24 protein-coding genes and 1 other RNA gene are annotated in these 24,599 nt (G+C 66.3%); 15 read left to right on the top strand and 10 right to left on the bottom strand.

The annotated features are described in order from the left end of the window. Positions 1-178: 178 nt before the first annotated feature. The 4 genes from HZF03_RS17700 to HZF03_RS17685 all read right to left on the bottom strand — a co-directional run bounded on the left by HZF03_RS17700 (position 179) and on the right by HZF03_RS17685 (position 3,619). A complete protein-coding gene (locus tag HZF03_RS17700; protein WP_119017257.1) occupies positions 179-469 on the bottom strand; it encodes a type II toxin-antitoxin system HicB family antitoxin in 291 nt (96 codons plus the stop codon). A gap of 8 nt (positions 470-477) precedes the next feature. Further along, on the bottom strand, positions 478-672 hold the full coding sequence (locus HZF03_RS17695) for a type II toxin-antitoxin system HicA family toxin (RefSeq protein WP_119017256.1): 195 nt from the start codon (positions 670-672) through the stop codon (positions 478-480). 116 nt (positions 673-788) lie between these two features. Beyond that, a complete protein-coding gene (locus HZF03_RS17690; protein WP_119017255.1) occupies positions 789-1,073 on the bottom strand; it encodes a type II toxin-antitoxin system HicB family antitoxin in 285 nt (94 codons plus the stop codon). Further along, a complete protein-coding gene (locus HZF03_RS17685) occupies positions 1,073-3,619 on the bottom strand; it encodes an ATP-dependent helicase (RefSeq protein WP_119017254.1) in 2,547 nt (848 codons plus the stop codon). The genes HZF03_RS17690 and HZF03_RS17685 overlap by 1 nt, the downstream gene beginning before the upstream one ends. Positions 3,620-3,931: 312 nt before the next feature. On the opposite strand from HZF03_RS17685, the gene HZF03_RS17680 reads away from it, so the two are divergent. Beyond that, positions 3,932-4,105 (top strand): DUF1328 domain-containing protein, encoded by a 174-nt coding sequence (locus HZF03_RS17680; protein ID WP_011159045.1) that lies wholly within the window; start codon positions 3,932-3,934, stop codon positions 4,103-4,105. Here the strand turns inward: HZF03_RS17680 and HZF03_RS17675 are convergent. Then, complete coding sequence (locus HZF03_RS17675; protein ID WP_119017253.1) at positions 4,102-4,635, bottom strand: thioesterase family protein; 534 nt, start codon at positions 4,633-4,635, stop codon at positions 4,102-4,104. The genes HZF03_RS17680 and HZF03_RS17675 overlap by 4 nt on opposite strands. A 66-nt stretch (positions 4,636-4,701) precedes the next feature. Here HZF03_RS17675 and HZF03_RS17670 point away from each other — a divergent pair, with 66 nt between their 5' ends. Together HZF03_RS17670 and HZF03_RS17665 are read left to right on the top strand one after the other, a co-directional pair. Further along, positions 4,702-6,129 carry an FAD-binding oxidoreductase gene (locus tag HZF03_RS17670; RefSeq protein WP_119017252.1) on the top strand — a complete coding sequence of 476 codons (1,428 nt, stop codon included), beginning with the start codon at positions 4,702-4,704 and terminating at the stop codon, positions 6,127-6,129. A gap of 135 nt (positions 6,130-6,264) precedes the next feature. Continuing rightward, positions 6,265-10,089 (top strand): AsmA family protein, encoded by a 3,825-nt coding sequence (locus HZF03_RS17665; protein WP_119017251.1) that lies wholly within the window; start codon positions 6,265-6,267, stop codon positions 10,087-10,089. A gap of 20 nt (positions 10,090-10,109) precedes the next feature. Here HZF03_RS17665 and HZF03_RS17660 read toward each other — a convergent pair whose 3' ends face one another. From HZF03_RS17660 to ssrA, 5 genes are all read right to left on the bottom strand, one after another. Further along, a complete protein-coding gene (locus tag HZF03_RS17660; protein ID WP_011159041.1) occupies positions 10,110-10,388 on the bottom strand; it encodes a ribbon-helix-helix domain-containing protein in 279 nt (92 codons plus the stop codon). After that, positions 10,385-10,573 carry a DUF4169 family protein gene (locus HZF03_RS17655; RefSeq protein ID WP_012496938.1) on the bottom strand — a complete coding sequence of 63 codons (189 nt, stop codon included), beginning with the start codon at positions 10,571-10,573 and terminating at the stop codon, positions 10,385-10,387. Before HZF03_RS17655 ends, HZF03_RS17660 begins: the two co-directional genes overlap by 4 nt. Positions 10,574-10,837: 264 nt before the next feature. Next, positions 10,838-12,265: a class II fumarate hydratase gene (fumC, locus tag HZF03_RS17650; protein ID WP_119017291.1), complete on the bottom strand. Its 1,428-nt coding sequence runs from the start codon at positions 12,263-12,265 to the stop codon at positions 10,838-10,840. Between the two features lie 110 nt (positions 12,266-12,375). Continuing rightward, a complete protein-coding gene (locus tag HZF03_RS17645; protein WP_104512543.1) occupies positions 12,376-12,912 on the bottom strand; it encodes an SspB family protein in 537 nt (178 codons plus the stop codon). Between the two features lie 218 nt (positions 12,913-13,130). Then, positions 13,131-13,499, bottom strand: a transfer-messenger RNA (tmRNA) gene (gene ssrA / locus HZF03_RS17640). A 139-nt stretch (positions 13,500-13,638) separates the two neighbouring features. On the opposite strand from ssrA, the gene HZF03_RS17635 reads away from it, so the two are divergent. From HZF03_RS17635 to HZF03_RS17580, 12 genes are all read left to right on the top strand, one after another. Then, entirely contained in the window at positions 13,639-14,235 is a 597-nt protein-coding gene (locus tag HZF03_RS17635; RefSeq protein ID WP_012496935.1) for a chromate transporter, read from the top strand. Further along, positions 14,232-14,762 carry a chromate transporter gene (locus tag HZF03_RS17630; RefSeq protein WP_119017250.1) on the top strand — a complete coding sequence of 177 codons (531 nt, stop codon included), beginning with the start codon at positions 14,232-14,234 and terminating at the stop codon, positions 14,760-14,762. Before HZF03_RS17635 ends, HZF03_RS17630 begins: the two co-directional genes overlap by 4 nt. A gap of 72 nt (positions 14,763-14,834) precedes the next feature. Then, a complete protein-coding gene (locus HZF03_RS17625; protein ID WP_119017249.1) occupies positions 14,835-15,335 on the top strand; it encodes a tripartite tricarboxylate transporter TctB family protein in 501 nt (166 codons plus the stop codon). Between the two features lie 10 nt (positions 15,336-15,345). Next, positions 15,346-16,860 carry a tripartite tricarboxylate transporter permease gene (locus HZF03_RS17620; protein WP_119017248.1) on the top strand — a complete coding sequence of 505 codons (1,515 nt, stop codon included), beginning with the start codon at positions 15,346-15,348 and terminating at the stop codon, positions 16,858-16,860. Positions 16,861-16,961: 101 nt separating this feature from the next. Continuing rightward, positions 16,962-17,969 carry a tripartite tricarboxylate transporter substrate-binding protein gene (locus HZF03_RS17615; RefSeq protein ID WP_119017247.1) on the top strand — a complete coding sequence of 336 codons (1,008 nt, stop codon included), beginning with the start codon at positions 16,962-16,964 and terminating at the stop codon, positions 17,967-17,969. A 171-nt stretch (positions 17,970-18,140) separates the two neighbouring features. Then, on the top strand, positions 18,141-18,935 hold the full coding sequence (locus HZF03_RS17610) for a thymidylate synthase (protein WP_119017246.1): 795 nt from the start codon (positions 18,141-18,143) through the stop codon (positions 18,933-18,935). A 17-nt stretch (positions 18,936-18,952) separates the two neighbouring features. Continuing rightward, positions 18,953-19,474, top strand: a complete 522-nt coding sequence (locus HZF03_RS17605) for a dihydrofolate reductase (RefSeq protein ID WP_041810591.1) — start codon at positions 18,953-18,955, stop codon at positions 19,472-19,474. A gap of 144 nt (positions 19,475-19,618) precedes the next feature. After that, positions 19,619-20,770 (top strand): FtsH protease activity modulator HflK, encoded by a 1,152-nt coding sequence (hflK, locus tag HZF03_RS17600; protein ID WP_012496930.1) that lies wholly within the window; start codon positions 19,619-19,621, stop codon positions 20,768-20,770. Next, positions 20,767-21,693, top strand: a complete 927-nt coding sequence (hflC, locus tag HZF03_RS17595; protein ID WP_104512536.1) for a protease modulator HflC — start codon at positions 20,767-20,769, stop codon at positions 21,691-21,693. Before hflK ends, hflC begins: the two co-directional genes overlap by 4 nt. 242 nt (positions 21,694-21,935) lie before the next feature. Further along, positions 21,936-22,136 carry a DUF2065 domain-containing protein gene (locus HZF03_RS17590; protein ID WP_011159029.1) on the top strand — a complete coding sequence of 67 codons (201 nt, stop codon included), beginning with the start codon at positions 21,936-21,938 and terminating at the stop codon, positions 22,134-22,136. A gap of 214 nt (positions 22,137-22,350) precedes the next feature. Further along, entirely contained in the window at positions 22,351-23,856 is a 1,506-nt protein-coding gene (locus HZF03_RS17585; protein ID WP_011159028.1) for a Do family serine endopeptidase, read from the top strand. Positions 23,857-23,861: 5 nt separating this feature from the next. Beyond that, a complete protein-coding gene (locus tag HZF03_RS17580; protein ID WP_119017245.1) occupies positions 23,862-24,476 on the top strand; it encodes a class I SAM-dependent methyltransferase in 615 nt (204 codons plus the stop codon). The last annotated feature ends 123 nt before the right edge of the window (positions 24,477-24,599 follow it).

Below are 24,599 nucleotides of genomic sequence, written 5' to 3'. Positions count from 1 at the left end.
GAAAATTTCGCGTCGCGGCTTTGTGGCACTGACCCTCACCGCGTCATTGCGAGGCGGCGAAGCCGACGAAGCTCCATAACCCCGTGCACCGCGCCCTGGATTGCTTCGCGGCGCCTGTCATCGGGCAGCGCTCCGCGCCGACCCGTTGGCTCGCAATGACGGGGAAAGGCTGGGGATGTCACTCCGCCGCGTGGGCGCGGGTCGGCGTTTCGATCAGCGCGACGATGTAATCCCGAATGTCGTCCGCGACTTCGGGGTCGGCCTTCAGCTCAGTTAGTGTGCGAGGCTTCGGCAGCGGCCTGCCGTCCTGCTCGACCTGCTCGAGATACAGCTCCAGCGCCTCCGGCGCATTGCGCAGGGCGTCGTCGATGTCATCGCCGGCGGAGACGCAGCCGGGCAGGTCCGGAAACCACACCCCGACCGCCACGTCCGGCCCGGCATCTTCGATGATAGCGATGTAGTGGGTCATGGCCGACCTCAATCCGGCTCCCAGCCTGCGCCCTTATAAATGGCACGGACCAAGCCTTTTCCCAAGTCCTTCTTGGGATGCGGCACGGTGACGATGTCCCGGCGCACAGGATGCTTGAAGACGTGATGCGATCCCGTGACGCGGACGCAACTCCAGCCGTCACGTTCGAGACGTCGGATGACATCGCGGCTACTGGTGAGCATCGGGCGGTTGTTAGGTAATCAATTCAAAGTATAACGTCGTAGTCTAAATCTCTTCGGTGAAATCAGCGAGAGCATTCTTCCGCTCCGCAGCTTCAAAGATGGTTTGTATGCGGCCGCTATTCGGCTGCGTCGGCGTCCGCGTCAAATTCGATCAGCGCCACGATCACGTCTTTGCTCGCTGCGACGAAGGCCGGATCTTTGTTGAGTTCGTCGAGCGTGCGTGGCGGATTGAGCACGATCGCACCATCCGACTCCTCGATCGCATAGGCGAGAAGCTCGGCAGCTTCCTCCTCGGCTTCTTCGATCGTTTCGCCGGCGGTGACCACACCGGGAATGTCGGGAAACGACACGCTGTAGCTGCCGTCGGCATCCTGATGGATCAAGGCGACGTAGTGCATCATCAGGCCCGTTCCACGAAGCTATCGACCACCTTCTTCTCGCCGGCCTTGTCGAACACGATGGTGAGTTTGTTGCCGTCGATCTTGGTGACGTGGCCGTAGCCGAACTTCTGGTGGAAGACGCGGTCCTTCAGCGAGAACGCCGACTCGGTGCCGGTGGATTTGGCGACCAGTTCGCCTTCGATGGTGAAAGGCGCGCGGCGGGTGCTGCCGGACGAGTAGGACGAGCTGCTTTCGCCGAAGCCGCCGCTGCGGCCGCCGTTGCTGCCGCCACCGCTGCGGCCGCGCTGCGCCTGGGCGCGCTGCCAGCCCGGTGTCGAGTAGCTCGAGCCGAACGACTCGACGTTGTCGAACCGCGACGGGCCGTAGCCGCTCATGCCGCCCCAGCCGGAGCCGCCTTTCGACTCGGTGATCTCGACATTGGCGGCTGGCAGTTCGTCGAGGAAGCGCGATGGGATCGTTGTGTTCCAGGTGCCGTGGATGCGGCGGTTGGTGGCGAAGTACAACTTCGCGCGCTTGCGGGCGCGGGTGATGCCGACATGGGCGAGGCGGCGTTCTTCTTCCAGGCCGGCGCGGCCCTGTTCGTCGAGCGCGCGCTGATGCGGGAACAGCCCTTCCTCCCAGCCGGGCAGGAACACGGTCTCGAATTCCAGGCCCTTGGCGGAGTGCAGCGTCATCACGCTGACGGCGTCTTCGTCGGCACCGCCCTCGCGGTCCATCACCAGCGAGATGTGCTCCAAGAAGCCCTGCAGATTCTCGAACTCCTCCATCGAGCGGACGAGTTCTTTCAGGTTCTCCAGCCGGCCGGCGGCGTCGGCCGAGCGATCCTTCTGCCACATCTCGGTGTAGCCGCTCTCGTCGAGCACGATCTCGGCGAGTTCGGTATGCGCCAGCGCGTCGCGCTGCACCTGCCAGCGTTCGAAATTCTCGATCAGGCCGCGCAGGCTGCTCCGCGCTTTCGGCTTCAGCTCATCGGTGTCGATCACCATCCGGGCCGCGTCGAACAGCGGGATGCGGCGCTTGCGGGCGTGGTCGTGCAGCATCTGCACGGTGGCGTCGCCGAGGCCGCGCTTGGGCACGTTGACGATGCGTTCGAAGGCGAGGTCGTCGGCCGGCGAATTGATCACGCGCAGATAGGCCAGCGCGTCGCGGATTTCGGCGCGCTCGTAGAACCGCGGGCCGCCGATCACGCGATAGGGCAGGCCGAGGGTGACGAAGCGGTCTTCGAACTCGCGCATCTGGAACGAGGCGCGCACCAGGATCGCGATCTCGTTGAGCGCATGACCCTGGCGCTGCAACTGCTCGATCTCTTCGCCGATAGCGCGGGCCTCTTCTTCCGAATCCCACGCGCCGGTGACGGTGACCATCTCGCCGTCGACATCTTCGGTGCGCAGCGTCTTGCCGAGCCGGCCTTCATTGTGCGCGATCAGATGCGAGGCGGCGGCGAGGATGTGACCGGTCGAGCGATAATTGCGCTCCAGGCGGATGACCTTGGCGCCCGGGAAGTCGTGGTCGAAACGCAGGATGTTGTCGACCTCCGCGCCGCGCCAGCCATAGATCGACTGATCATCGTCGCCGACGCAGCAGATGTTTTTGGGCGGGGCGGAGGTGGAGGCAACGACGTTGCCACTCGTCTCGACGTCATCACCGGGCCGCCGCGAAGCGGCGAGACCCGGTGATCCATCTTCTTGTGAAGAGATGGATTGCCGGGTCGAGCCCGGCAATGACGATGAGGAAGGCGTCTGCGACAAGAGCCGCAGCCAGAGATACTGCGCCACGTTCGTGTCCTGGTACTCGTCGACCAGGATGAACTTGAAGCGGTTCTGGTATTGCCGCAGCACGTCGGGGTGTTCGCGGAACAGGCGGATGTTTTCCAAGAGCAGATCGCCGAAGTCAGCGGCGTTGAGGATCTTCAGCCGCTCCTGATACTGCGCGTAGAGCTTGCCGCCGCGGCCGTTGCCGAACATCGCGGCTTCGCCGGCCGGCACCTGCGACGGTGTCAGACCGCGGTTCTTCCAGCCGTCGATCAATCCGGCCAGCATCCGCGCCGGCCAGCGTTTGTCGTCGATATTGTCGGCGGCGAGCAGTTGCTTCAGCAGCCGGATCTGGTCGTCGGTGTCGAGCACGGTGAAGTTCGACGTGAGCTGCACCAGCTCGGCGTGATAGCGCAGGATCCGGCCGCCGATCGAATGGAAGGTGCCGAGCCACGGCATGCCTTCGACCGCCTGGCCGAGCATCTGGCCGAGCCGCAGCTTCATCTCGCGCGCGGCCTTGTTGGTGAAGGTCACCGACAGGATTTCGGCGGGCCGGGCGCGGCCGGTGGAGAGGATGTGGGCGATCCGCGTGGTCAGCACGCGGGTCTTGCCGGTGCCGGCGCCGGCCAGCACCAGCACCGGGCCATCCAGCGTCTCGACCGCCTCGCGCTGCTCCGGGTTGAGGCCGGACAGATAGGCTGGGCCTGCCGCGGCGCGCGCACGCGCGGCGATGCCGCCGGCGGCGGGCTGATAGCTGGAGAGGTCGAGAGACTGGCGCTTGGTCGGATCGGTCATGCGAATCGTTTTACCACCCACAGCCGCGCTGCGGGGCCCGAAGAGGAGCCTTTAGAGCAGGATTATCCGCCGATATAGGCGCAGCGCGCCGCTCTCGACAGGTTCGGGCGTGCATCGCAGGCCGGCGCGGCGGCTCGTCCACGTGATTCCGTTCCAATTTCTCGCGTGAAAATGCGGGCTTGGCACAACCAAACCGGCCGGAACTTTCGTTCCAGCCTCGGATTGTTTCGCCAAGCGGCGCGGTCGAAACCGGCGGCGCCTCACCGACAGGCAGCCGCCAGCGGATGCCGGAAGCGAAACGGAGGTCATCAGATGTTGGGTTGGGTCGTGACGTTTCTCGTGGTTGCGCTGATCGCGGGTCTGCTCGGTTTTGGCGGAATCGCCGGTGCATCGATCGAAATCGCGAAGATCATCTTCTTCATCGCGATCGTGCTGTTCCTGGTCTCGGCGGTGATCAGTATCTTCCGCGGTCGAACGCGGGTTTAAGACGCCGTCACCGGACGCTTCGAGGGCATCGCGATACGACGTCCGATGCCCTCGGGCTGCGGCAGTGCGCGATGCGCTTCCGCCATCCGCCTAATGCTGGCGCGAATGTCGTCCGGAAACGGCGCCACTTTGCGGCTCGCCATGTCGACATGCATCGACATGTTTTCCGAAGTCGCCGACAGCCAGCCGTCTTCGGCATGGCGCAGTTCTTCGAAGGTGTGGATGCGCTTTTCGTCCGCCTCGACGATGTAAACCGCGACCCGCACCGGGTCGCCGAGATGGATCTCACGCAAGTAGCGGACGTGGGCTTCGGCCGTGAAGGTCGAGCCGCCGCGCGTGTTCAGATAATCGACACCGATCCCGAGCTTGCTCCAGATCTGGTCGATCGCGCGGTCGAACAGCACATTGTAATAGGCCATGTTGAGGTGGCCGTTATAGTCGATCCAGCCGGGCTCGATCTGCATCACCGATGACAAGAATGGCCCCGACACGGTGCCGATTTCGCTGCTGCGATCTACTTCCAAAGTCAATCGTACCTCCCTTGACCCCTCCGGTATCCTTTGCCACGGTCGCCCCGTTCCGAAGGAGTTTTTGTCGTGGGCCTGACCATCACCAACACGCCGAAGCGCGCCGAGCCGCAGGCCGTGGCAAGCGCCATTGAAGCGCTCGCGGCGCGGTTCGGCAACCGCCTCGTCACCTCGCTGGCCGTGCGCGAGCAGCACGGCCACACCACGACCTGGCTGCCGAACCAGCCGCCGGACGCGGTGGTGATGGCGCAGGAGACGGCGGACATTCAGGACACGGTGCGGATCTGCGCGCAGCACAACGTGCCAGTGATCGCGTTCGGCACCGGCACGTCGCTCGAAGGCCACGTCAACGCCCCGGCCGGCGGCATCTGCATCGACCTGCGCGATATGAACAAGATCCTCGAAGTCCATGCCGAGGATCTCGACTGTGTGATTCAGCCCGGCGTCACCCGCAAGGCGCTGAACGAGAACCTGCGCGACCAGGGGCTGTTCTTCCCGATCGATCCCGGCGCCGACGCCTCGATCGGCGGCATGGCGGCGACCCGCGCCTCCGGCACCAATGCGGTGCGCTACGGCACGATGCGCGACAACATCCTGGCGCTGAAGGTGGTACGCGGCGACGGCGAGATCATCACCACCGGCACCCGCGCCAAGAAATCGGCCGCCGGCTACGACCTGACTCACCTGTTCGTCGGCTCGGAAGGCACGCTCGGCATCATCTCCGAGCTGACCATCAAGCTGCGCGGCATCCCGGAGACGATTGCGGCGGCGTCCTGCTCGTTCCCGTCGGTCAGCGACGCCTGTCAGGCGGTGATCCTGGCGATCCAGACCGGCATTCCGCTGGCCCGGATCGAGCTGATGAGCGAATCCCAGGTCAAGGCGGTGAACGCCTATTCCAAGCTGACCTTGCCGGAGACGCCGCTGCTGCTGCTCGAATTCCACGGCAGCGAAGTCGAGGTCGGCGAGCAGTCCAAGAACTTCGGCGCCATCGCCAAGGATTGCGGCGGCGGCGACTTTACCTGGACGACGCGCCCGGAGGATCGCAACAAGCTGTGGCAGGCCCGGCACGACGCCTACTGGTCGGTGCGGGCGCTGCGTCAGGGCGATGGCGTCGGCGTCGTCGCTACGGATGTCTGCGTGCCGATCTCGCGGCTGGCCGATTGCGTCGGCGAGACCGAGGCCGACCTCAACCGGCTCGGCCTGCTGGCGCCGATCGTCGGGCATGTCGGCGATGGCAACTTCCATTGCTCGCTGCTGTGCGACGTCAACGATGCCGAAGAGCTGGCGCGGGCCGACGAGTTCATGCACCGGCTGGTCGAGCGGGCGCAGTCGATGGACGGCACCTGCACCGGCGAGCACGGCATCGGCCAGGGCAAGCAGAAATATCTGCAGGCCGAGCTCGGCCTCGAAGCGCTGCAGGCGATGCGCGCGATCAAGCAGGCGCTTGATCCGCAGAACATCTTCAATCCCGGCAAGATCCTGCCGCAAGGGATTTGAACCACAGCAACTTTGAGCGTCGTGAATCCGCCGCTTGAAGTTGCTGTGAGTTCGCCACAGTCTGTCGCTAGGCGTTGAAATCACGAAAGAACGACGCCAGCGAGGGGCGTCACAACGCCCCCGAGGGGAGACCGCGTGCAGACGACGCTGCTCGGCCTGGCTATCGCGCTGATCCTGGCGCTGCTCGCCGCGCTGGTCGGGCCGTATCTGATCGACTGGAACCAGTTTCGCACTCCGTTCGAAGCGGAGGCGACGCGGCTGCTCGGCGCCCAGGTTCGGGTCGCCGGTCCGCTCGATGCGCGGCTGCTGCCGACGCCGTCGCTGCGACTGCAGCGTGTGACCGTCGGCGGCGCCAACGACGCCGGCCGGATCGCCGCCGCCAAGCTCGATGTCGAATTCAGCCTCGGCTCGCTGATGCGCGGCGAACTGCGTGCCGACGAACTGTCGATCAACGGGCTGTCGCTCGATCTCGGGCTCGATCCGCAGGGCCGGCTTGACTGGCCGGCGGCTGGGCTGTCGAACCTCGCCGCGCTCACCGTCGACCGGCTCAATCTCACCGGCCGGATCGCGCTGCACGATGCCGCCAGCCGCAGCAATCTCGAACTCAGCGATATCGCGTTCTCCGGAGAGCTGCGCGCGCAAGCCGCGGCGCTGCGCGGCGACGGCAATTTCCTGCTCGGCGGCCAGCGCTATCCGTTCCGGCTGTCGACCAGCCGCGCGGCGGATGGCGATGCGATCCGGCTGCGCGCCGGGATCAACCAGGGCGCCGGCGGGATCGCGGCCGATCTCGACGGCCTCGTCAGGTTCGAGCAAAGCCGGCCGCGGTTCGACGGCACCGCCTCACTTGCGGCGCTTGCGGCAGCGACGGGCGAGACGCCGCGGACGCCGTGGCGGCTCGCCGCCAAGGTCGAGGCGGATCCGGCGCTCGCCAAGCTCGATCAGGTCGAGGTCTCCTGGGGCGCTGACGACCGCGCGCTGAAGCTGATCGGCAGCGGCGAAGCGCGGTTCGGCGCCGCGCCGCGTCTCGACGCCAAGCTGTCGGCGCGGCAGCTCGATGCCGACCGGCTGCTGGCGAAGCCCGGCGATGCCGCGCCGCCGCTGCCCTGGCTGGCGCGGCTGCGCGATGTGGCGGCGTCTTTGCCGCTGCCGTCGTTGCTGGCGCGGGTGTCGCTCGACGCCGACCAGATCACGATCGGCAACCGGCCGGTCACTGATCTCGTCGCCGAACTGCGCGGCAACTCACAGGCTTGGCAGCTCGAGCGGCTGGAGCTGCGTGCCCCCGGCGGCACCCGTTTGGCGCTGCGCGGCGGCGCTGGCGCCGCGGATGCAGCGATCACCGGCACGCTTGATCTTTCCGCGACCGATCCGGATCTGCTCGCCGCTTGGCTGCAGGGCCGCGCGCCGACCGCCGGCAGTCTCAGCAAGGCGCTGCGGATCGCCGGTGGTGTCCGCGCCGGCTCCGACGCACTGGTGCTCGATCCGCTGACGGTGCAAAGCGGCGGCGACACGCTGCGCGGTCGCTTCGCCTATCGGGCGCGGCGTGACGATCAGGGGACGCAGATCGACGCCGCGCTGAAGGGCGACAGCGCCGATCTCGACGCGGCGCTGCAATGGGCGCGCACGCTCGCCGGATCTGACGGCGGCTGGCCGGAGCAGGCCAGCCTCACGCTCGACCTCGGCAAGCTCAGCGTCGGCGATCAGGTCTGGCAGCCCGCTGCACTGCGGCTGGCGTACGATCTGCACCGGATCGCGCTCGACCGGCTGAAGCTCGGCACCGCGGGCGGGCTGCTGTTGGAAGGCGACGGCGCCCTCGACCGCGACAACGCCACCGGCAGGCTGGCGCTGTCGACGCGGGCGCCATCGCTCGGTCCGATCGCCGCGGCGATCGATCCAATCGCGCCGGCCATCGCGGCACGATTGAAGGCGCTGCCGACCGACCCCGGCGAGGTACGCGCCAAGCTGGCATTGGCGGTGGAGAAGGCCGGTGCGGCGCGCGATCACGTGGAAGCCAGCGGCACGCTCGACCTTGCCGGCCCGCAACTAAGCGGTCGCTTGACCGCAAAGGCGAGCCCGCCTGCTGCCGATCTGCACAAACTCGATGTCGAGGTGCTGACGCGTCGTGCGCTCCAGCTCGAAGGCGAGTTGTCGGCACCGCGCGGCGAGGCGCTGTTGTCGTTGCTCGGGCTCGACCGCGTCATCGCCGCGGGCGACGGCGCGGCGGTGCTGCACGCGTCCGGCTCCGGCACGTGGCGAGGCAAGCTGCAAGGCAAAGCCAAGCTGACCGCGGCGCGGCTCGACGCCGAGGCGAACGGCGAGGTCGAGCCGTTCGCGGCCGAGCCGAAGGCGTCGCTGTCGCTGAGTGCGCGCAAGCTCGATCTGGCGCCGCTGTTCGATCTGCCGCCGTCCGGCGCAAACGAAGCGCCGCTGTCGTTCTCGACCCAGCTGGCGGTGGCGGGCAGCAAATGGACCTTCAAAGACATCGATGCCGGCATCGCCGGCTCGCGGCTGCGCGGCCGGTTGGCGCTGACCCGGGGCGAGACCGCCGAACTCGACGGCGAAGCGGGGATCGACACGCTGCCGCTGGGACCGGCGCTGCAACTCGCACTCGGTGCCGCCGGCCGTCCGGCCGACGAGCCGCTCGGGCAGGGCTGGCTGCGCGGCTGGCGCGGTAAGATCGCGTTCCAGGCGGTGCGCGCCGAACTGCCGGGCGGCAGCGAACTGCAGCCGCTGAGCGGGGTGGTGCGCAGCGACGGGCGATCGCTGACGCTCGACAGCAGTGGCAAGCTCGGCGGCGGCGACGCCAAGGCGGTGCTGACCGCCAAACTGGTCGAGGCCGGGGTGGCGCTCGACGCGCAGCTCACCTTGAAGGATGCCGACGCCGCAGCGCTGCGCGACGGCACGCTTGCCCTGCCGCTGGGGAGGCTGTCGCTGCAAGGCACGCTGGCGAGCAGCGGTCGCAGCGCCTCGGCGCTCGCCGGTGCTCTGTCCGGTGGCGGCACGGTGACGCTGTCGCAGGCGGCGATCTCAGGGCTCGATCCGAGCGCTTTTGCGGTCGCAATCCGCGCCGCCGATCAGGGACAGCCGATCGATGCCGACCACCTAGCGAAACTGGTGGAGCCGGCGCTGAAGGCCGGGCCGCTGAAGGTCGACAGCGCGCAGTTTCCGATCAGCATCAGCGACGGCCGCCTGAAGCTGGCGCCGACCACGCTGCAGGCCAAGGACGCCCGCGCGGTGGTGTCGGGTGGCTACGATGTGGCGGCGGGGCAGGCCGATGTGCGCGTGACGCTGATTTCGACCGAGCCGGCCCATGAGTTGCTACCGGAGATCCGGATGTTCGCGGCCGGACCGCCGGATCGGATGAAGTGGTCTGTCGATCTGTCAGGATTGTCGTCGTGGCTGTCGATCCGCCGGATCGATCGCGAGACCCGCAAGCTGCAGATGCTGGAACAGGGGGGCAAACCGCCGGTCGGCCCTGATCCGGCCGCCGCGACTCAGGCGCCAAGCAATGCCGACAGGTCTCCGGCCCAGACCTCAAGCCTGCCGCCGCCAGCCGCACCAGCCATGCCGCAGTCCGCGCCCACGCCGACTCGCGTGCCAGCGGGTAATCATCAGACCGTGCCCAAAAGCGCGCCCGAGGCTGCGCCGCAGCCAAATGCTCCCGCCAACGGGCAGGATGCCGCGATCAGTCCGACGCAGCCGTTTACGCCGCCGTTGCCGGACGCCGATCCGCGTCGCGCTACACCACCGAAGCCTCGCGTCCAGCCGCAACGACCGTCGCAACCTCAGCCGCAAACGCCACTTCAGCCACAAGCATCGACCGCCGCGTCTTCGACATTGCGCGAAAAGCTCGCGCCACTGCCGCCGCCTTTGGAGATCAAACCTGCACCAGGAGACACGCGCCCGTCACGGCCACGTGCGCCCTTGGTGTTGTCGCCCCCGAATGCGAGGGCGACCGACTGATCAGCGCACCGATCGAACGATCAGTGCGCCGTCAGCGAGCTTTCGGTCTTTGTATCAGCCACTGCCTGCTGCTGCGCCTGCAAGGCGCGGCTGCGGAAGTAGTCGAGCACGAACAGCCGGATCGCCGAAGACAGGTTGCCCTGCTGACGATTGCTGTCGATCTCTCCGACGAGCTCGGACAAAGTCATGTCCCGCACGCTGGAGATTTCCTTCATGCCGTTCCAGAACGCTTCTTCCAGGCTGACACTGGTCTTGTGGCCCGCGACCACGATCGACCGTTTCACCACCGGCGATTTCATGACGCGTCCTCGCCACCGATTATGTGTTGATCGAGCAGTTGATTGGCGCGGCTGACATGATGTTGGTCGAGCCCTCGCTGCGATTTGGTCCTGCCAAATCGTGCGCGATTGGCATCTGCGAGTTTCGCGGCTGCTTCCCGCTCGGCTCGCTTCTTGAAGCGTTTCAAATTGACCACGTCGGCCATACCGTCACCCATCATCGATTAAATCGGCAACGGGCGTCGCCTGCCAGGCGGGCACGAATGCACGAAGCCATTAGAGGCTCGATCACCATCAAGAACAAAACCATATCGTTGCTTGATGCGGTTCGACACTTATTCCGTAAATCGAATAAGGCGGTCGGACCACAACGCCGCAAGTGCAAGTTGACCAATCTGGGCGCGCAAGGGATATGATTTACATCAATTTCCGAAAGGGCATTTTTACGACGCCGGGGGCGCCGCGCGAGGTCAGCCCGGATGCGTCATTTTGTCCGGCCGCACCAGCCGGTCGAATTCGGCGGCGCTGATCAGTTCCGAGCGCACCGCTTCCTCCTTCAAGGTCGTACCACGCTGATGCGCCGCCTTGGCGATCTTGGCGGCGTTGTCGTAGCCGATGCTCGGCGCCAACGCGGTCACCAGCATCAGCGAGCGCTGCATCAGTTCGCCGATCCGCTGCTCGTCGGCGCGGATGCCATCGACGCAGTTGGTCGTGAACGAACGTGCCGCATCCGCCAGCAGCCCGATCGACTGCAGCATCGCCTGCGCCATCACCGGTTTGTAGACGTTGAGTTCGAAGTGACCCTGGCTGCCGGCGACGGTGAGGGTGGTCTGATTGCCGAACACCTGGCAGCACACCATGGTCATCGCCTCGCACTGGGTCGGGTTGACCTTGCCGGGCATGATCGACGAGCCGGGCTCGTTCTCGGGCAGGATCAGTTCGCCAAGTCCGGAGCGCGGGCCGGAGCCGAGCAGGCGGATGTCGTTGGCGATCTTGAACAGCGCGGTGGCGGCGGCGTTCAGTGCGCCGTGCACGAACACGTAGGCGTCGTTGGCGGCGAGCGCTTCGAATTTGTTCGGCGCGGTGACGAACGGCAGCTTGGTAATCGCCGCGGCGCGCTTGGCGAACGCCTTGGCGAATTTCGGATGCGTGTTCAGTCCGGTGCCGACCGCGGTGCCGCCCTGCGCCAGCGGATACAGCTCCTTCAGGGCCGATTTGATCCGCGCGATGCCGCTGGCGAGCTGCGCCGCGTAGCCGGAGAATTCCTGGCCGAGCGTCAGCGGGGTGGCGTCCTGGGTGTGAGTCCGGCCGATCTTGACGATCTTGGCGAACGCCTTTTCCTTCTTGCGTAGCGCATCGTGCAGCAGCGTCAGCGCCGGGATCAGGTCGGCCGTAATCGCCTGCGCGGCGGCGATATGCATCGCGGTCGGGAACGAGTCGTTCGACGACTGGCTCATGTTGACGTGATCGTTGGGATGTACCGGCTTCTTCGATCCGCGCTCGCCGCCGAGCAGTTCGTTGGCGCGATTAGCAATTACCTCGTTGAGGTTCATGTTGGTCTGGGTACCGGAGCCGGTCTGCCACACGACCAGCGGGAAGTGATCGTCATGGGTACCGTCGATCACTTCGCGGGCGGCGCGGACGATGGCGCCGGCGCGGCGGTTGTCGAGCAGGCCGAGCTCCTTGTTGGTCTCGGCCGCGGCCAGCTTCACGATTGCCAGCGCCCGGATGATGCCGATCGGCATCCGCTCGGTGCCGATGCGGAAGTTCTGCCGCGAACGCTCGGTCTGCGCGCCCCAGTAACGGTCGGCGGCGACATCGATCGGACCGAAACTATCGGTCTCGCTTCGCGTGGCGGCAGAACGCGCGGGGCGGGGAGAGCGGGGCGTGCGGGCCATGATCATCTTCCTGAGGCTGAGTGTCGAAGGTGGGCGGGACGGCGTCGACGGCCAACGCCGCGCGCGCCGGAATGATCCAGCGCGCGGAAGACCTGATAATCAGCAGGTTCTTACTTCTTGCGGAAGCGGTCGAGCCGCACCACTTCGGCGCCTTCGCCGGAGCGCGGCGGCTCGTCGTCGGACGGCGCGCTGCTGTCGGTGGTCGCGGAGGAGGTCGGCAGCGCCACAGGCGCCGGGGCCGCGGTCACCAGTTCGGTGCCGTCGTCGGACTCGCCGGTCTCGTCGACCTCATCGGCGGCTTCGAATTGTAGCCCGAACTTCACCGAGGGATCGAAGAAGCTCTTGATCGAGGCGAACGGCACTACCAGCCGCTCGGGGATGCCGCCGAACGACAGCCCGACTTCGAAACGGTCTTCGGTGACCACGAGGTCCCAGAACTGATGTTGCAGCACCACGGTCATTTCTTCCGGGTACTGCGCCAGCAGCCGCGGCGACAGCTTCACGCCATCGCCCTTCGACTGGAAGGTGATGAAGAAATGATGCTCTCCGGGCAGGCCGTGTTGAGCGACGTCGGTGAGGACGTGGCGCAGAACGCCGCGCAAGGCATCGCGCGCGAGCACGTCGTATCGGATGTGGTCGGTGGCCATGTCGTCGTCCCGTCTGTCGTCCCGTCGCTCGGAAGCCTGAAGGCTGGTCGCGGCACTAGGGGTGGGGCCCGACTCGCGCCGAACATCATGCTACCCCGGCCGCTGCCCATGGTCAGCATCTATCGCGGCTGAATTGTGCGGCGCCGCGCCGGAGAAACGGGCAGTAAGCCACCCTCCAGCCTGCAAAAATCCCGAACCAGCAAGGCATGATTAGAATGAGTGGAGGCTTCTGTTGCCAGGTGCCTCCGAACCCCGCCTAACGGAGCTTAACCCGTTAGGGCTTTAAAGTGGTCTTTCAAACTGCGTTACGCAGCCTGAGCAACCGGAGCATAGTTGTCGTTGGCAACTATTGCAGTAGCCCGATAACGGCGGAACAATACCGGGAAAAAGCGAGCCCTTTACGCCCTCGTCGATCCTATTTCGCCCCCGCCGAAACCCGCCTTTTCGAAACGAGAAGAACGGGCTTGGGTGGAGGCGCCGGGTACCGCCCCCGGGTCCGAATGGTTTATTGCGGCGGCCATTTATTTCCATAGTCGGGTTGCCCCGACGCCCCCAATATAGGGGGCAATGTCCGCCGGCGAAAGGGCCTCCCGTCCAAGCACTTGTGGGCGTGGCCGGGATCTTCGCAAGGCGAGGTCCAGCATCCGGGCAGCTTGGCGGTGCGCGAACAGGGGGACGGCGGAAAAGCCGGTGGTTGCGCTCCGCGCGGCAGTCTAAAGCTTGCAAATGGCTCTTATCGACGCACCCGATCGCGAGGCAGGAGGCGCTGCGGCGCCGGCAGCGCCCGGCCTCGGCGAGCTGTTCGTCGCCTTCGCCAAGATGTCGCTGGCCGGATTCGGCGGCGTGCTGGTGTGGGCGCGGCGGGCGATCGTCGAGCAGCATCGCTGGATGACGGCGGAGGAGTTCAACGAGACCTTCGCGCTGTGCCATTTCCTGCCGGGGCCGAACATCGTCAACCTGTCGGTGGTGTTCGGATCGCGGTTCCGCGGCATCCCCGGGGCGATTGCCGCGTTTGCCGGGCTGCTCGGTCCGCCGGTGGTGATCGTGACGACGCTGGCGGTGCTCTATGCCCATTACGGCGAGCTCGACACGCTGCGACGGATCCTCGCCGGGGTATCCTACGCGGCGATCGGGCTGCTGTTCGCGGTCGTGTTCAAGATGCTGATGCCGCTGCTGCGCAAGCGTGATCCGGTCGCGATCGGACTGCTGGCGGCGGTGTTCGTCGCGGTCGGCGTGCTGCGGCTGCCGATGCCGTATGTGCTGGCGGTCGCGGTGCCGCTCAGCATTGGCGCCACCTACCTGCTGCGGAGGCGCACCGCATGACCGGGGCGCCTTCGCTCGGCGGGCTCGCCGCGACCTTCAGCACGATGTCGCTGTTCGCGATCGGCGGGGCGAACGCGGCGCTGCCGGAGATCCACCGCGTCGCCGTCACTCTCAATCACTGGCTGACCGAGCAGCAATTCGCCGACGCCTTCGCGATCGCCCAGCTCTCGCCCGGGCCCAACGTGCTGATCGTCACGCTGATCGGCTATCAGGCCGCCGGACTCGCCGGCGCACTGGTCGCGACCGTCGGCATGTGTGGGCCGAGCGCGACGCTGGCCTATGTGGTGAGCCGGCTGCTGGGCCGCGCCGGCCAATCGCCTTGGCCGGCGATCATTCAGGCGGCCCTGGTGCCGCTGTCGATCGGGCTGATGGCGGCGAGTGGCCTGATTTTGGCGCTGGGCTCAGACCGGTCCGTCGCGGCGATGGTGCTGACCGCCACGGTCGCGGTGCTGGCAGCGGTGACCCGGGTCAATCCGCTGTGGCTGTTGCTTGCCGGTGGTGTGCTGGGCTTTGCCGGCGTTGTCTGATCCAGGCCGATAGGCCAAAGACAGCAAATGCACGTTCGCGACGCGGGCGGAAAGCGAGCGGGGGAGGGACCGATGGACGAGGCGCCGAGCGGGCTGCGGGAGCGATCCGTGTTTCCGAGCTGGATCCGCGGACCGCAGGATTTCGTCGGTGGGCTGGCGCTGATGGCGGTCGCGGCCTTCGCATTGTGGGCGGCCAGGGATCTCGGCGGCATGCAGGGCTTTCGCTTCGGCGCCGGCACGGTGCCGCGGCTGCTGGCGCTGCTATTGCTCGGGCTCGGCGCGGTGATCGCCGCAACCGGGATCTTCGCCTCCGGCGAGCGGCTGGCAAAATTCCATTGGCGCGGGCCGCTGTTCGTCGGCCTCGCGATCCTGTCGTTCGCGGTGACGATTCGGCCGCTCGGCCTCGTCATCGCGACGTTTTCGAGTTTCCTGATCTCGGCGCTCGGGACGCCGGAGACGCGCTGGGGCGAGACCTTCGTGGTCGGCCTTGTGCTCACCGCGGCCTGCTGCGGGCTGTTCGTGTACGGGCTGGCGCTGCCGTTCGCGCTGTGGCCCGCCTTCCTGACCCAGTGAGGCCGCGGCGATGGATCTGTTCTCCAATCTCGCGCTCGGCTTCCAGGTCGCCGCTTCGCCGACAAATCTGCTGCTGTGCCTCACCGGCGCGCTGGTCGGCACCCTGATCGGCGTGCTGCCGGGGATCGGTACCATCGCTACGGTCGCGATGCTGCTGCCGATCACCTTTGGCCTGCCGCCGGTCGGCGCGCTGATTATGCTTGCCGGCATCTATTACGGCGCCCAATACGGCGGTTCGACCACCTCGATCCTGGTCAACATTCCGGGCGAGGCGACCTCGGTGGTGACTACGCTCGACGGCTTTCAGATGGCCAAGCAGGGCCGCGCCGGCCCGGCGCTGGCGATCGCCGCGATCGGCTCGTTCGCCGCCGGCTGCTTCGCCACCGTGCTGATCGCGCTGGTCGGCGAGCCCTTGACCCGGCTGGCGCTGGAGTTCGGTCCGGCCGAGTACTTCTCGCTGATGGTGCTGGGTCTGGTGTTCGCCGTGGTGCTGGCGCGCGGGTCGGTGCTGAAGGCGGTGGCGATGATCGTGCTCGGGCTGCTGCTGTCGACCGTCGGCTCCGACATCGAAACCGGCGTGTCGCGCATGACCTTCGACGTCCCGGAACTGGCGGACGGGCTCGGCTTCGCCACGGTGGCGATGGGCGTGTTCGGCTTCGCCGAGATCATCCGCAACCTCGACTTCGGCGCCGCGACCGACCGCGAGCTGGTGCAGCAGAAGATCACCGGTTTGATGCCGACCCGGAAGGATCTGCGCGACGCGGCGCCGGCGATCGGCCGCGGCACCATCCTCGGCTCCCTCCTCGGCATCCTGCCCGGCGGCGGGGCGGTGATCGCCTCGTTCGCGGCCTACACGCTGGAGAAGAAGATCGCGCGCGACCCGAAACGGTTCGGCCGCGGCGCGATCGAAGGCGTCGCGGCGCCGGAAAGCGCCAATAACGCCGCCGCCCAGACCTCGTTCATCCCGCTGCTGACGCTTGGGATCCCGCCGAACGCCGTGATGGCCCTGATGGTCGGCGCGATGACCATTCACAACATCGTACCGGGGCCGCAGGTGATGAAGAACCAGCCCGAACTGGTCTGGGGCATGATCGCCTCGATGTGGATCGGCAACCTGATGCTGCTGGTGATCAATTTGCCGCTTGTGGGTATTTGGGTACGATTATTGCGTGTTCCGTACCGTCTGATGTTTCCGTCGATCGTGGTGTTCTGCTGTATCGGGATCTACTCGGTGAACAACGCGCCGGTGGACGTGGTCCTGGCCGGCGCGTTCGGGCTGATCGGTTACTGGCTGGTGAAGCACGATTTCGAGCCCGCGCCGCTATTGCTAGGCATGGTGCTGGGGCCGCTGATGGAGGACAATCTGCGGCGCGCACTGCTGATTTCGCGTGGTGATGCCTCGGTATTCATCACCCGGCCGCTGTCGGCCTCGCTGCTGGTTGTCGCTGCGGGCCTGCTGATCCTGTCGGTATTACCGATGCTGCGGCGCAAGCGTGACGAAGTGTTCGTCGAGTCCGAGGGGTAATTCCAGCGCCGACAATCCCGCATCGCCGGAACGTCGTTTTCGCCGGTTGATCTGGTAGCGAGTAATTCGCTATCACCACGTCTTTCCGGCGGAGACGGACAATGAATTTGTTTGACGGCGTGAGCGCAGCGGGGCGCGCTGCGATCGCCCTGATGGCACTATGGTTGTTGCCTGCCTCGGCTGCCGAGCCGGACCGGTTGGATCAGATCGATTTTCCCGTTCGTACCGTCACTGTTGTCGTTCCGTTCGCCAAGGGCGGACCAACCGATACCGTCGCCCGCCTGATTACCGCCGAGATGGCCAAGACGCTCGGCCAGCCGATCGAAATCGAGAACATGCTCGGCGCCGGAGGTACACTGGCGGCGACCCGGGTGGCGCATGCGGCCCCGGACGGCCACACCCTGATCGTCGGACACCTCGGAACGCACGGCGCCGCGGTCGCGCTGTTCCCCAAGCTCGCCTATCGGCCCGACAAGGACTTCACGCCGGTCGCTCTGCTCACCGAGATGCCGGTACTGCTGCTCGCCCGCAAGCAGTTCCCACCAAAGGACCTGAGCGAATTCGCGTCCTATGTGAAATCGCACACCGACAACCTCAACGTCGCGCATGCCGGTTTCGGCTCGGTTTCGTATGCGTCGTGCCTGCTGCTCAACCGTCTGCTCAAAATCGATCCGACCGGAGTGCCTTTCAGTGGCACCGGCCCGGCGCTGCAGGCGCTGGTCGAGGGGCAGGTCGACTACATGTGCGACCAGATCGTCAACGCGGTGCCGGCGCTGCGCGAGGGCAAAGTCAAAGCCTATGTGATTGCCGCGTCCGAGCGCGATCCCGTCGTTCCTGACGTGCCCACCGCGCGCGAAGCCGGCCTGCCGGGGTTCCAGGTCGGCGCCTGGACCGGGCTGTTCGCACCGCGCGGCACTCCGGAACCGATCGTGGCCAAGCTCAATGCCGCCGTCTCCCGCGCCCTCGATCAGTCAGATGTCCGGACCCGGCTGACTGACCTCGGCGCCCTGGTGCCGCGGCCGGAACAGCGCGCTCCGGTGGTGCTGGCGCAGCTCGTCCAGGAGGAGATCTCACGCTGGGAAGAGGTGGTGAAGGGCACAACGCCCTAGCCGCAACCGCAGGCTGAGGCCGATCACGGACCTGAGTGTGGATGGTCCCGGCCCGGCCTTGCCGTCGCCATCGTACCGGGCCATTTTCGCAGCCTGTCCGGATTCTCCTGAAAGCCAACGCGCCAGCAGGCCCAAAGGCCACGCCCGCCGCATTTTCGAGCCACACCGCCGATGATCCAATATCAGGACCTGCTCGAACGCATCTTGAGCGACGGGGCCGAAAAGCACGACCGCACTGGCACCGGCACGCTGTCGGTATTCGGGCATCAGATGCGGTTCGATCTCGCCGCCGGCTTTCCGATGCTGACCACCAAGCGGCTGCCGCTGAAGGCGATCGTCCACGAGCTGCTCTGGTTCCTGCAGGGCGACACCAACATCAAATACCTGCACGATCACGGCGTCACGATCTGGGACGAGTGGGCGGACGCCAACGGCGATCTCGGCCCGGTGTACGGCGCACAGTGGCGCTCGTGGCCGACCGCGGATGGTGGCTCGATCGATCAGATCGCCAACGTGGTCGAGATGATCAAACGTAATCCGGACTCGCGGCGGCTGATGGTGACGGCGTGGAATCCGGCCGACGTCGAGAAGATGGCGCTGCCGCCGTGCCACTGCCTGTTCCAGTTCTATGTCGCGAACGGCAAGCTTTCGTGTCAGCTGTATCAGCGCTCGGCCGACGTGTTTCTCGGCGTGCCGTTCAACATCGCATCGTACGCGCTGCTGACGCTGATGGTGGCGCAAGTCACTGGTCTAAAGCCCGGCGAGTTCGTCCACACCCTTGGCGACGCGCACCTGTATTCCAATCACCTGGAGCAGGCGCGGCTGCAACTGACCCGTGCGCCGCGCACGCTGCCGATGATGACGATCAATCCGGCGGTGAAGGACATCTTCGGCTTCCGCTACGAGGATTTCACCCTGACCGGCTACGATCCGCACCCTCACATCAAGGCCGAGGTGGCGGTGTGATTAGCAACGCCGCCGAGATGTCCGATGTCGCGATCGTCCTGGTCGTCGCCGTGGCCGACAATGGTGTGATTGGGCAGGGCAATGCCATCCCGTGGCGGCTGAAGTCGGATCTGCAGCGGTTCAAACAGCTCACGCTGAACAAGCCGGTGATCATGGGCCGCAAGACCTATCAGTCGATCGGCCGGCCGTTGCCCGGACGTACCAATATCGTGATCACGCGCGATGCCGCGTTCACGGCGCCGGGCGTGGTGGTGGCGCCGTCGTTCGCTGCGGCCGAACAGGTCGCGCGCGGCGATGCGCTGCGGCGATTTGCCACCGAGATCGCGGTGATCGGCGGGGCCGAGATCTACGCGCAGTGGCTGCCGCTCGCCGCCAGGATCGAACTCACCGAAGTCCACGCACAGCCTGCCGGTGATACCTCGTTTCCGCCGATCGATCCGGAACTATGGCGGGAGGTCGCACGTGAGCGTCACACGGCCGGGCCGCATGACAGCGCTGATTTCTCCTATGTGACCTATCGACGCGACGCGGCTTGCTGAGCGGGGGCGCGGCACCGTTTGCAATTGACAAACCTTCGTCAAGGCTTAGCTCGCAACGCGGAATGACGCGCGTTGTGCCCAGGGGGACGGTCCCCTATAAAGCCGGGCAGACTGCGGCCGTTCGGCTGCGAAGGAGATGTTTGAATGCCGTGGAAGAATCAAGGCGGAGGCCCGTGGGGTTCGGGCCCCAAGGGTCCGTGGGGCTCGGGGCCACAATCATCGGGACCGCGGCCGCCTGATCTCGAAGACCTGCTCCGTCGTGGTCAGGACCGGCTGCAGCAGATCCTTCCCGGCGGCCATTTCAGCGGGCTCGGTATCGCCATCGTGCTGCTCGGCGCGCTCGCGATCTGGGGCCTGTCGGGCTTCTTCCGCGTCCAGTCGGAAGAACTCGGCGTGGTGCTCCGCTTCGGCAAGCACGTCCGCACCGTGCAGCCGGGTCTGAACTATCACCTGCCGTATCCGATCGAGACCGTGCTGCTGCCGAAGGCGCTGCGCGTCAACACGATCAGCATCGGCATGACGCTGATCAACGATCCGGCCCGCCGCGGCGCGACCATGCACGACGTGCCGGAAGAGAGCCTGATGCTGACCGGCGACGAAAACATCGTCGACGTCGACTTCACCGTGCTGTGGCGGATCAAGCCCGACGGCGTCGGCAACTACCTGTTCAACATCCAGAGCCCGCAGGGCACCGTGAAGGCGGTGGCCGAGAGTGCGATGCGCGAAGTGATCGGTCGCTCCGACATCCAGCCGATCCTCACCGGCGCCCGCACCACCATCGAGAACGCCGTGCAGGAACTGATGCAGAAGACGCTCGACAGCTACGGCGCGGGTGTCTTGATTCAGCAGGTGCAGATGCAGAAGGTCGACCCGCCGCAGCAGGTCATCGACGCGTTCCGCGACGTCCAGGCCGCACGCGCCGACCTCGAGCGGCTGCAGAACGAAGCGCAGACCTACGCCAACCGGGTGATCCCCGACGCCAAGGGCCGCGCCTCGCAGATCATCCAGAACGCCGAAGGCTACAAGGGGCAGGCGATCGCCGAGGCCAAGGGCCAGAGCGCGCGCTTCCTCGACGTCTTCGAGGAATACAAGAAGGCGCCGGCGGTGACCCGCGAACGCATCTATCTCGAAACCATGGAACGCGTGCTCGGCTCCGCCGACAAGCTGGTTTACGACCCGGGCGCAGGTAACGGGCAAGGCATCGTGCCGTATTTGCCGCTGAACGAACTGACCCGGCGCTCGTCGCCCCCCGCAACCGTGCAGCAGAACCAGTCAGTGGGCGGAGGCAACCGATGAAGGCCGGAGTAGCAGGAGCCGTCGCGCTGATCGTTGCGTTGGTCGCGATCATCGTCGGCTGGTCGTCGCTGTTCACCGTGAGCCAGACCGAGCAGGTTCTGCTGGTCCGCCTCGGTGAGCCGGTGCGGGTCGTCACCGAGCCGGGTCTGCACTTCAAGGCCCCGTTCATCGATACGGTGATCAGCATCGACAAGCGGATTCTCGACCTTGAGAACCCGTCCCAGGAAGTCATCGCCGCCGACCAGAAGCGGCTGGTGGTCGACGCGTTCGCGCGTTACCGGATCAAGAACGCGCTGCGCTTCTATCAGAGCGTCGGCTCGATCCCGGCCGCCAACGTCCAGCTCACCACGCTGCTCAACGCGTCGCTGCGCCGTGTGCTCGGCGAGGTCACGTTCATCCAGGTGGTGCGCGACGAGCGCGAAGGCTTGATGGCGCGAATCCGCACCCAGCTCGACAAGGAAGCCGAAGGCTACGGCATCTCGGTGGTCGACGTCCGTATCCGCCGCGCCGATCTGCCTGAGCAGAACAGCCAGGCGGTGTATCAGCGGATGCAGACCGAGCGTCAGCGTGAGGCTGCCGAGTTCCGCGCGCAGGGCGGCCAGAAGGCGCAGGAGATCCGCTCCAAGGCCGACCGCGAAGCCACCGTGATCATCGCCGAGGCCAATTCCGAGGCCGAGCAGATCCGCGGTTCGGGCGACGCCGAGCGCAACCGGCTGTTCGCGACCGCCTATTCGAAGGACCCGGAGTTCTTCGCGTTCTATCGGTCGATGACCGCCTATGAGCAGTCGCTGAAGAGCAATGACACCCGGTTCCTGCTGCGGCCGGATTCGGACTTCTTCCGGTTCTTCGGCAGTGCCGAAGGGCGGGCCCCGGCAGGCGCTGCCGCGGCGGCGGCTCCGGCGGCCCCAGCCGCACCGCGCTGAGGCGGAATCACGACACTGCAACGGGCCGCTCACAAGCGGCCCGTTTTGCTTTCGGCCTTTCTTCTGGCGCGCAGTGGCCGGTTAAGGCTCCGGCAAGAAGGCACGACAAAACAACCCTGTAGCACTGCAGATGGATTTCAATCGGAAGCGGAATTGCTCTAGAACATGCCGATCAACAGCGGCGCGCGCGGAGCTGCGCTGAGACAACAAGGGCCGCGCGCCGGCCGGGAGGATGCTGTCGCATGAGGTCTTTCGCGTTCGCCGACCTCCTCATCGGCGTGGGATTGCTGTTCGTTCTGGAAGGGTTGATCTTCGCGGCCAGCCCGAACTGGATGCGGCGGGCGATGAAGAGTGCGCTCGAAACCCCCGACAACGTGCTGCGCGCGGTCGGTATCGGCTCCGCAGTCGCCGGCCTGATCCTGATCTGGGTGGTGCGGCACTAGCCCGGCGCCGCGCATCACCGCGGCCCCCGACGGTGTCGGAATGCTGTCACGACGTTTTCAACCACGACATCGGGTTTGACGCTGGTTTTCGCCGCAATCAGTACGGCGGATAGGGTAGCTTCGTTCACCACCGATGCTTGCGCCGGTCCCAGGATCGGGCGCAGTGTTCACGCGACTGCGCTTTCTTTCGCGCACGCCAGGAGATGATTCGACCATGCCCGCTGCGATCGCCTTTAGTTCCCGGATCAGGCCCTTGCGGATCAGGCCGCTGCTCGCCGCGCTGTGCCTCGGCGCGGCTGTGATCGCCGGCCCGGCGCCGGCCTCCGCCCGCGGCCCCGAAGGGATCGCCGACGTCGCCGAGAAGGTGATCGATGCGGTGGTCAACATCTCCACCACCCAGACGGTCGACGCCAAGGGCTCGGGCGAGAGCAAGGGCGGCGCCGCGCCGCAACTGCCGCCGGGCTCGCCGTTCGAGGAGTTCTTCGAGGACTTCTTCAAGAACCGCCGCGGCGAAAAGGGCGGCGGTCCGCGGAAGACCAATTCGCTCGGCTCCGGCTTCATCATTGATCCGGCCGGCGTGGTCGTGACCAACAATCACGTCATCGCCGATTCCGACGAGATCAACGTGATCCTCAACGACGGCACCAAGATCAAGGCGGAGCTGGTCGGCGTCGACAAGAAGACCGATCTTGCGGTGCTGAAGTTCAAGCCGCCGGCGGGCAAGACGCTGACCGCGGTGAAGTTCGGCGACAGCGACAAGCTGCGGCTGGGCGAATGGGTGATCGCGATCGGCAATCCGTTCTCGCTCGGCGGCACCGTGACCGCCGGCATCGTCTCGGCGCGCAACCGCGACATCAACTCCGGCCCCTATGACAGCTACATCCAGACCGACGCCGCGATCAATCGCGGCAACTCCGGCGGTCCGCTGTTCAACCTCGCCGGTGAAGTGATCGGCGTGAACACGCTGATTATCTCGCCGTCGGGCGGCTCGATCGGCATCGGCTTCGCGGTGCCGTCCAAGACTGTGGTGCCGGTGGTCGATCAGCTCCGGCAGTTCGGCGAACTGCGCCGCGGCTGGCTCGGCGTCCGCATCCAGCAGGTCACCGACGAGATCGCCGAGAGCCTGAGCATCAAGCCGGCGCGCGGCGCACTGGTCGCCGGCGTCGACGACAAGGGCCCGGCCAAGCCGGCCGGCATCGAGCCCGGCGACGTGGTGGTGAAGTTCGACGGCAAGGACATCAAGGAGCCGAAGGACCTGTCGCGCATCGTCGCCGACACCGCGGTCGGCAAGACCGTCGATGTCGTGGTGATCCGCAAGGGCAAGGAAGAAACCAAGCAGGTCACGCTCGGCCGGCTCGACGACGATGCCAAGCCGCAACCGGCTTCGGCGAAGTCGCAGCCCGAGGCGGATAAGCCGGTGACCCAGAAGGTGCTCGGTCTCGATCTCGCCGCGCTGTCGAAGGATTTGCGCGGCCGCTACAAGATCAAGGACAGCGTCAAGGGCGTGCTGGTGACCGGTGTCGACGACGGCTCCGACGCGGCCGAGAAGCGGCTGTCGGCCGGCGACGTCATCGTCGAGGTGGCGCAGGAGTCGGTCGGCAGCGCCGCCGACATCAAGAAGCGTGTCGATCAGCTCAAGAAGGACGGCAAGAAGTCTGTGCTGCTGCTGGTCGCCAACGCTTCCGGCGAGCTGCGCTTCGTCGCGCTCAGCCTACAATAGGCACAATGGCCGAAACGGCCCGGACCGCGCCTGCCGTCGATTTCGTCGGCGGCGCGGTCGGCTATCGCTTCCGCACCCAGGCCGGACGTAGCCACGCGCTGCTCAAGGCCACCGGCCTGTCGCCGACGCGCTCCCTGCATGTCATCGACGCCACCGCCGGTCTCGGCCGCGATGCCTTCCTGCTCGCGTCGATGGGCGCGACGGTGACGCTGATCGAGCGGGTGCCGGAGGTGCACGCACTGCTTGCCGACGCGCTCGAAGCTGCTCGCGCCGAGAGTGACGAGCTCGCAGCGATCATCGGCCGGATGACGCTGCTGCACGGCGATGCCCGTGTGCTGCTGCCGACGCTGCAGGCCGACGTCATCACCATCGATCCGATGCATCCGCCGCGGACCAAGACAGCGCTGGTCAAGCAGGAGATGCGGCTGCTGCGCGACCTCGTCGGCACCGATCCGGATGTTAGCGAGCTTCTGGCCGCTGCACTGTCGGCCGATTGCGGCCGCGTCGTGCTGAAATGGCCGCTGCGCGCTGCCGCGCCGCCGGCCTCGCGTAAACCTTCGCATCAGATCGCCGGCAAGACCGTGCGCTACGACGTGTACGTCCGGCCGCGCGCGACCTGACGGCGCGCGACCGGACGGGTGGCCGCTCGCACATCCGAGCCTGCGAAATTCGCATGCAGATGCGTACGGGATCGCACGCCTCAACGCGAGGGAAGGATGTATCTTTCCTGCCAACCGGTGAGC

Source organism: Rhodopseudomonas palustris (assembly GCF_013415845.1).
In the GTDB taxonomy this organism is placed as follows: domain Bacteria; phylum Pseudomonadota; class Alphaproteobacteria; order Rhizobiales; family Xanthobacteraceae; genus Rhodopseudomonas; species Rhodopseudomonas palustris_F.
The sequence above is the reverse complement of the archived record's forward strand: the minus strand, read 5'-3'. Positions and strand labels throughout refer to the sequence as shown.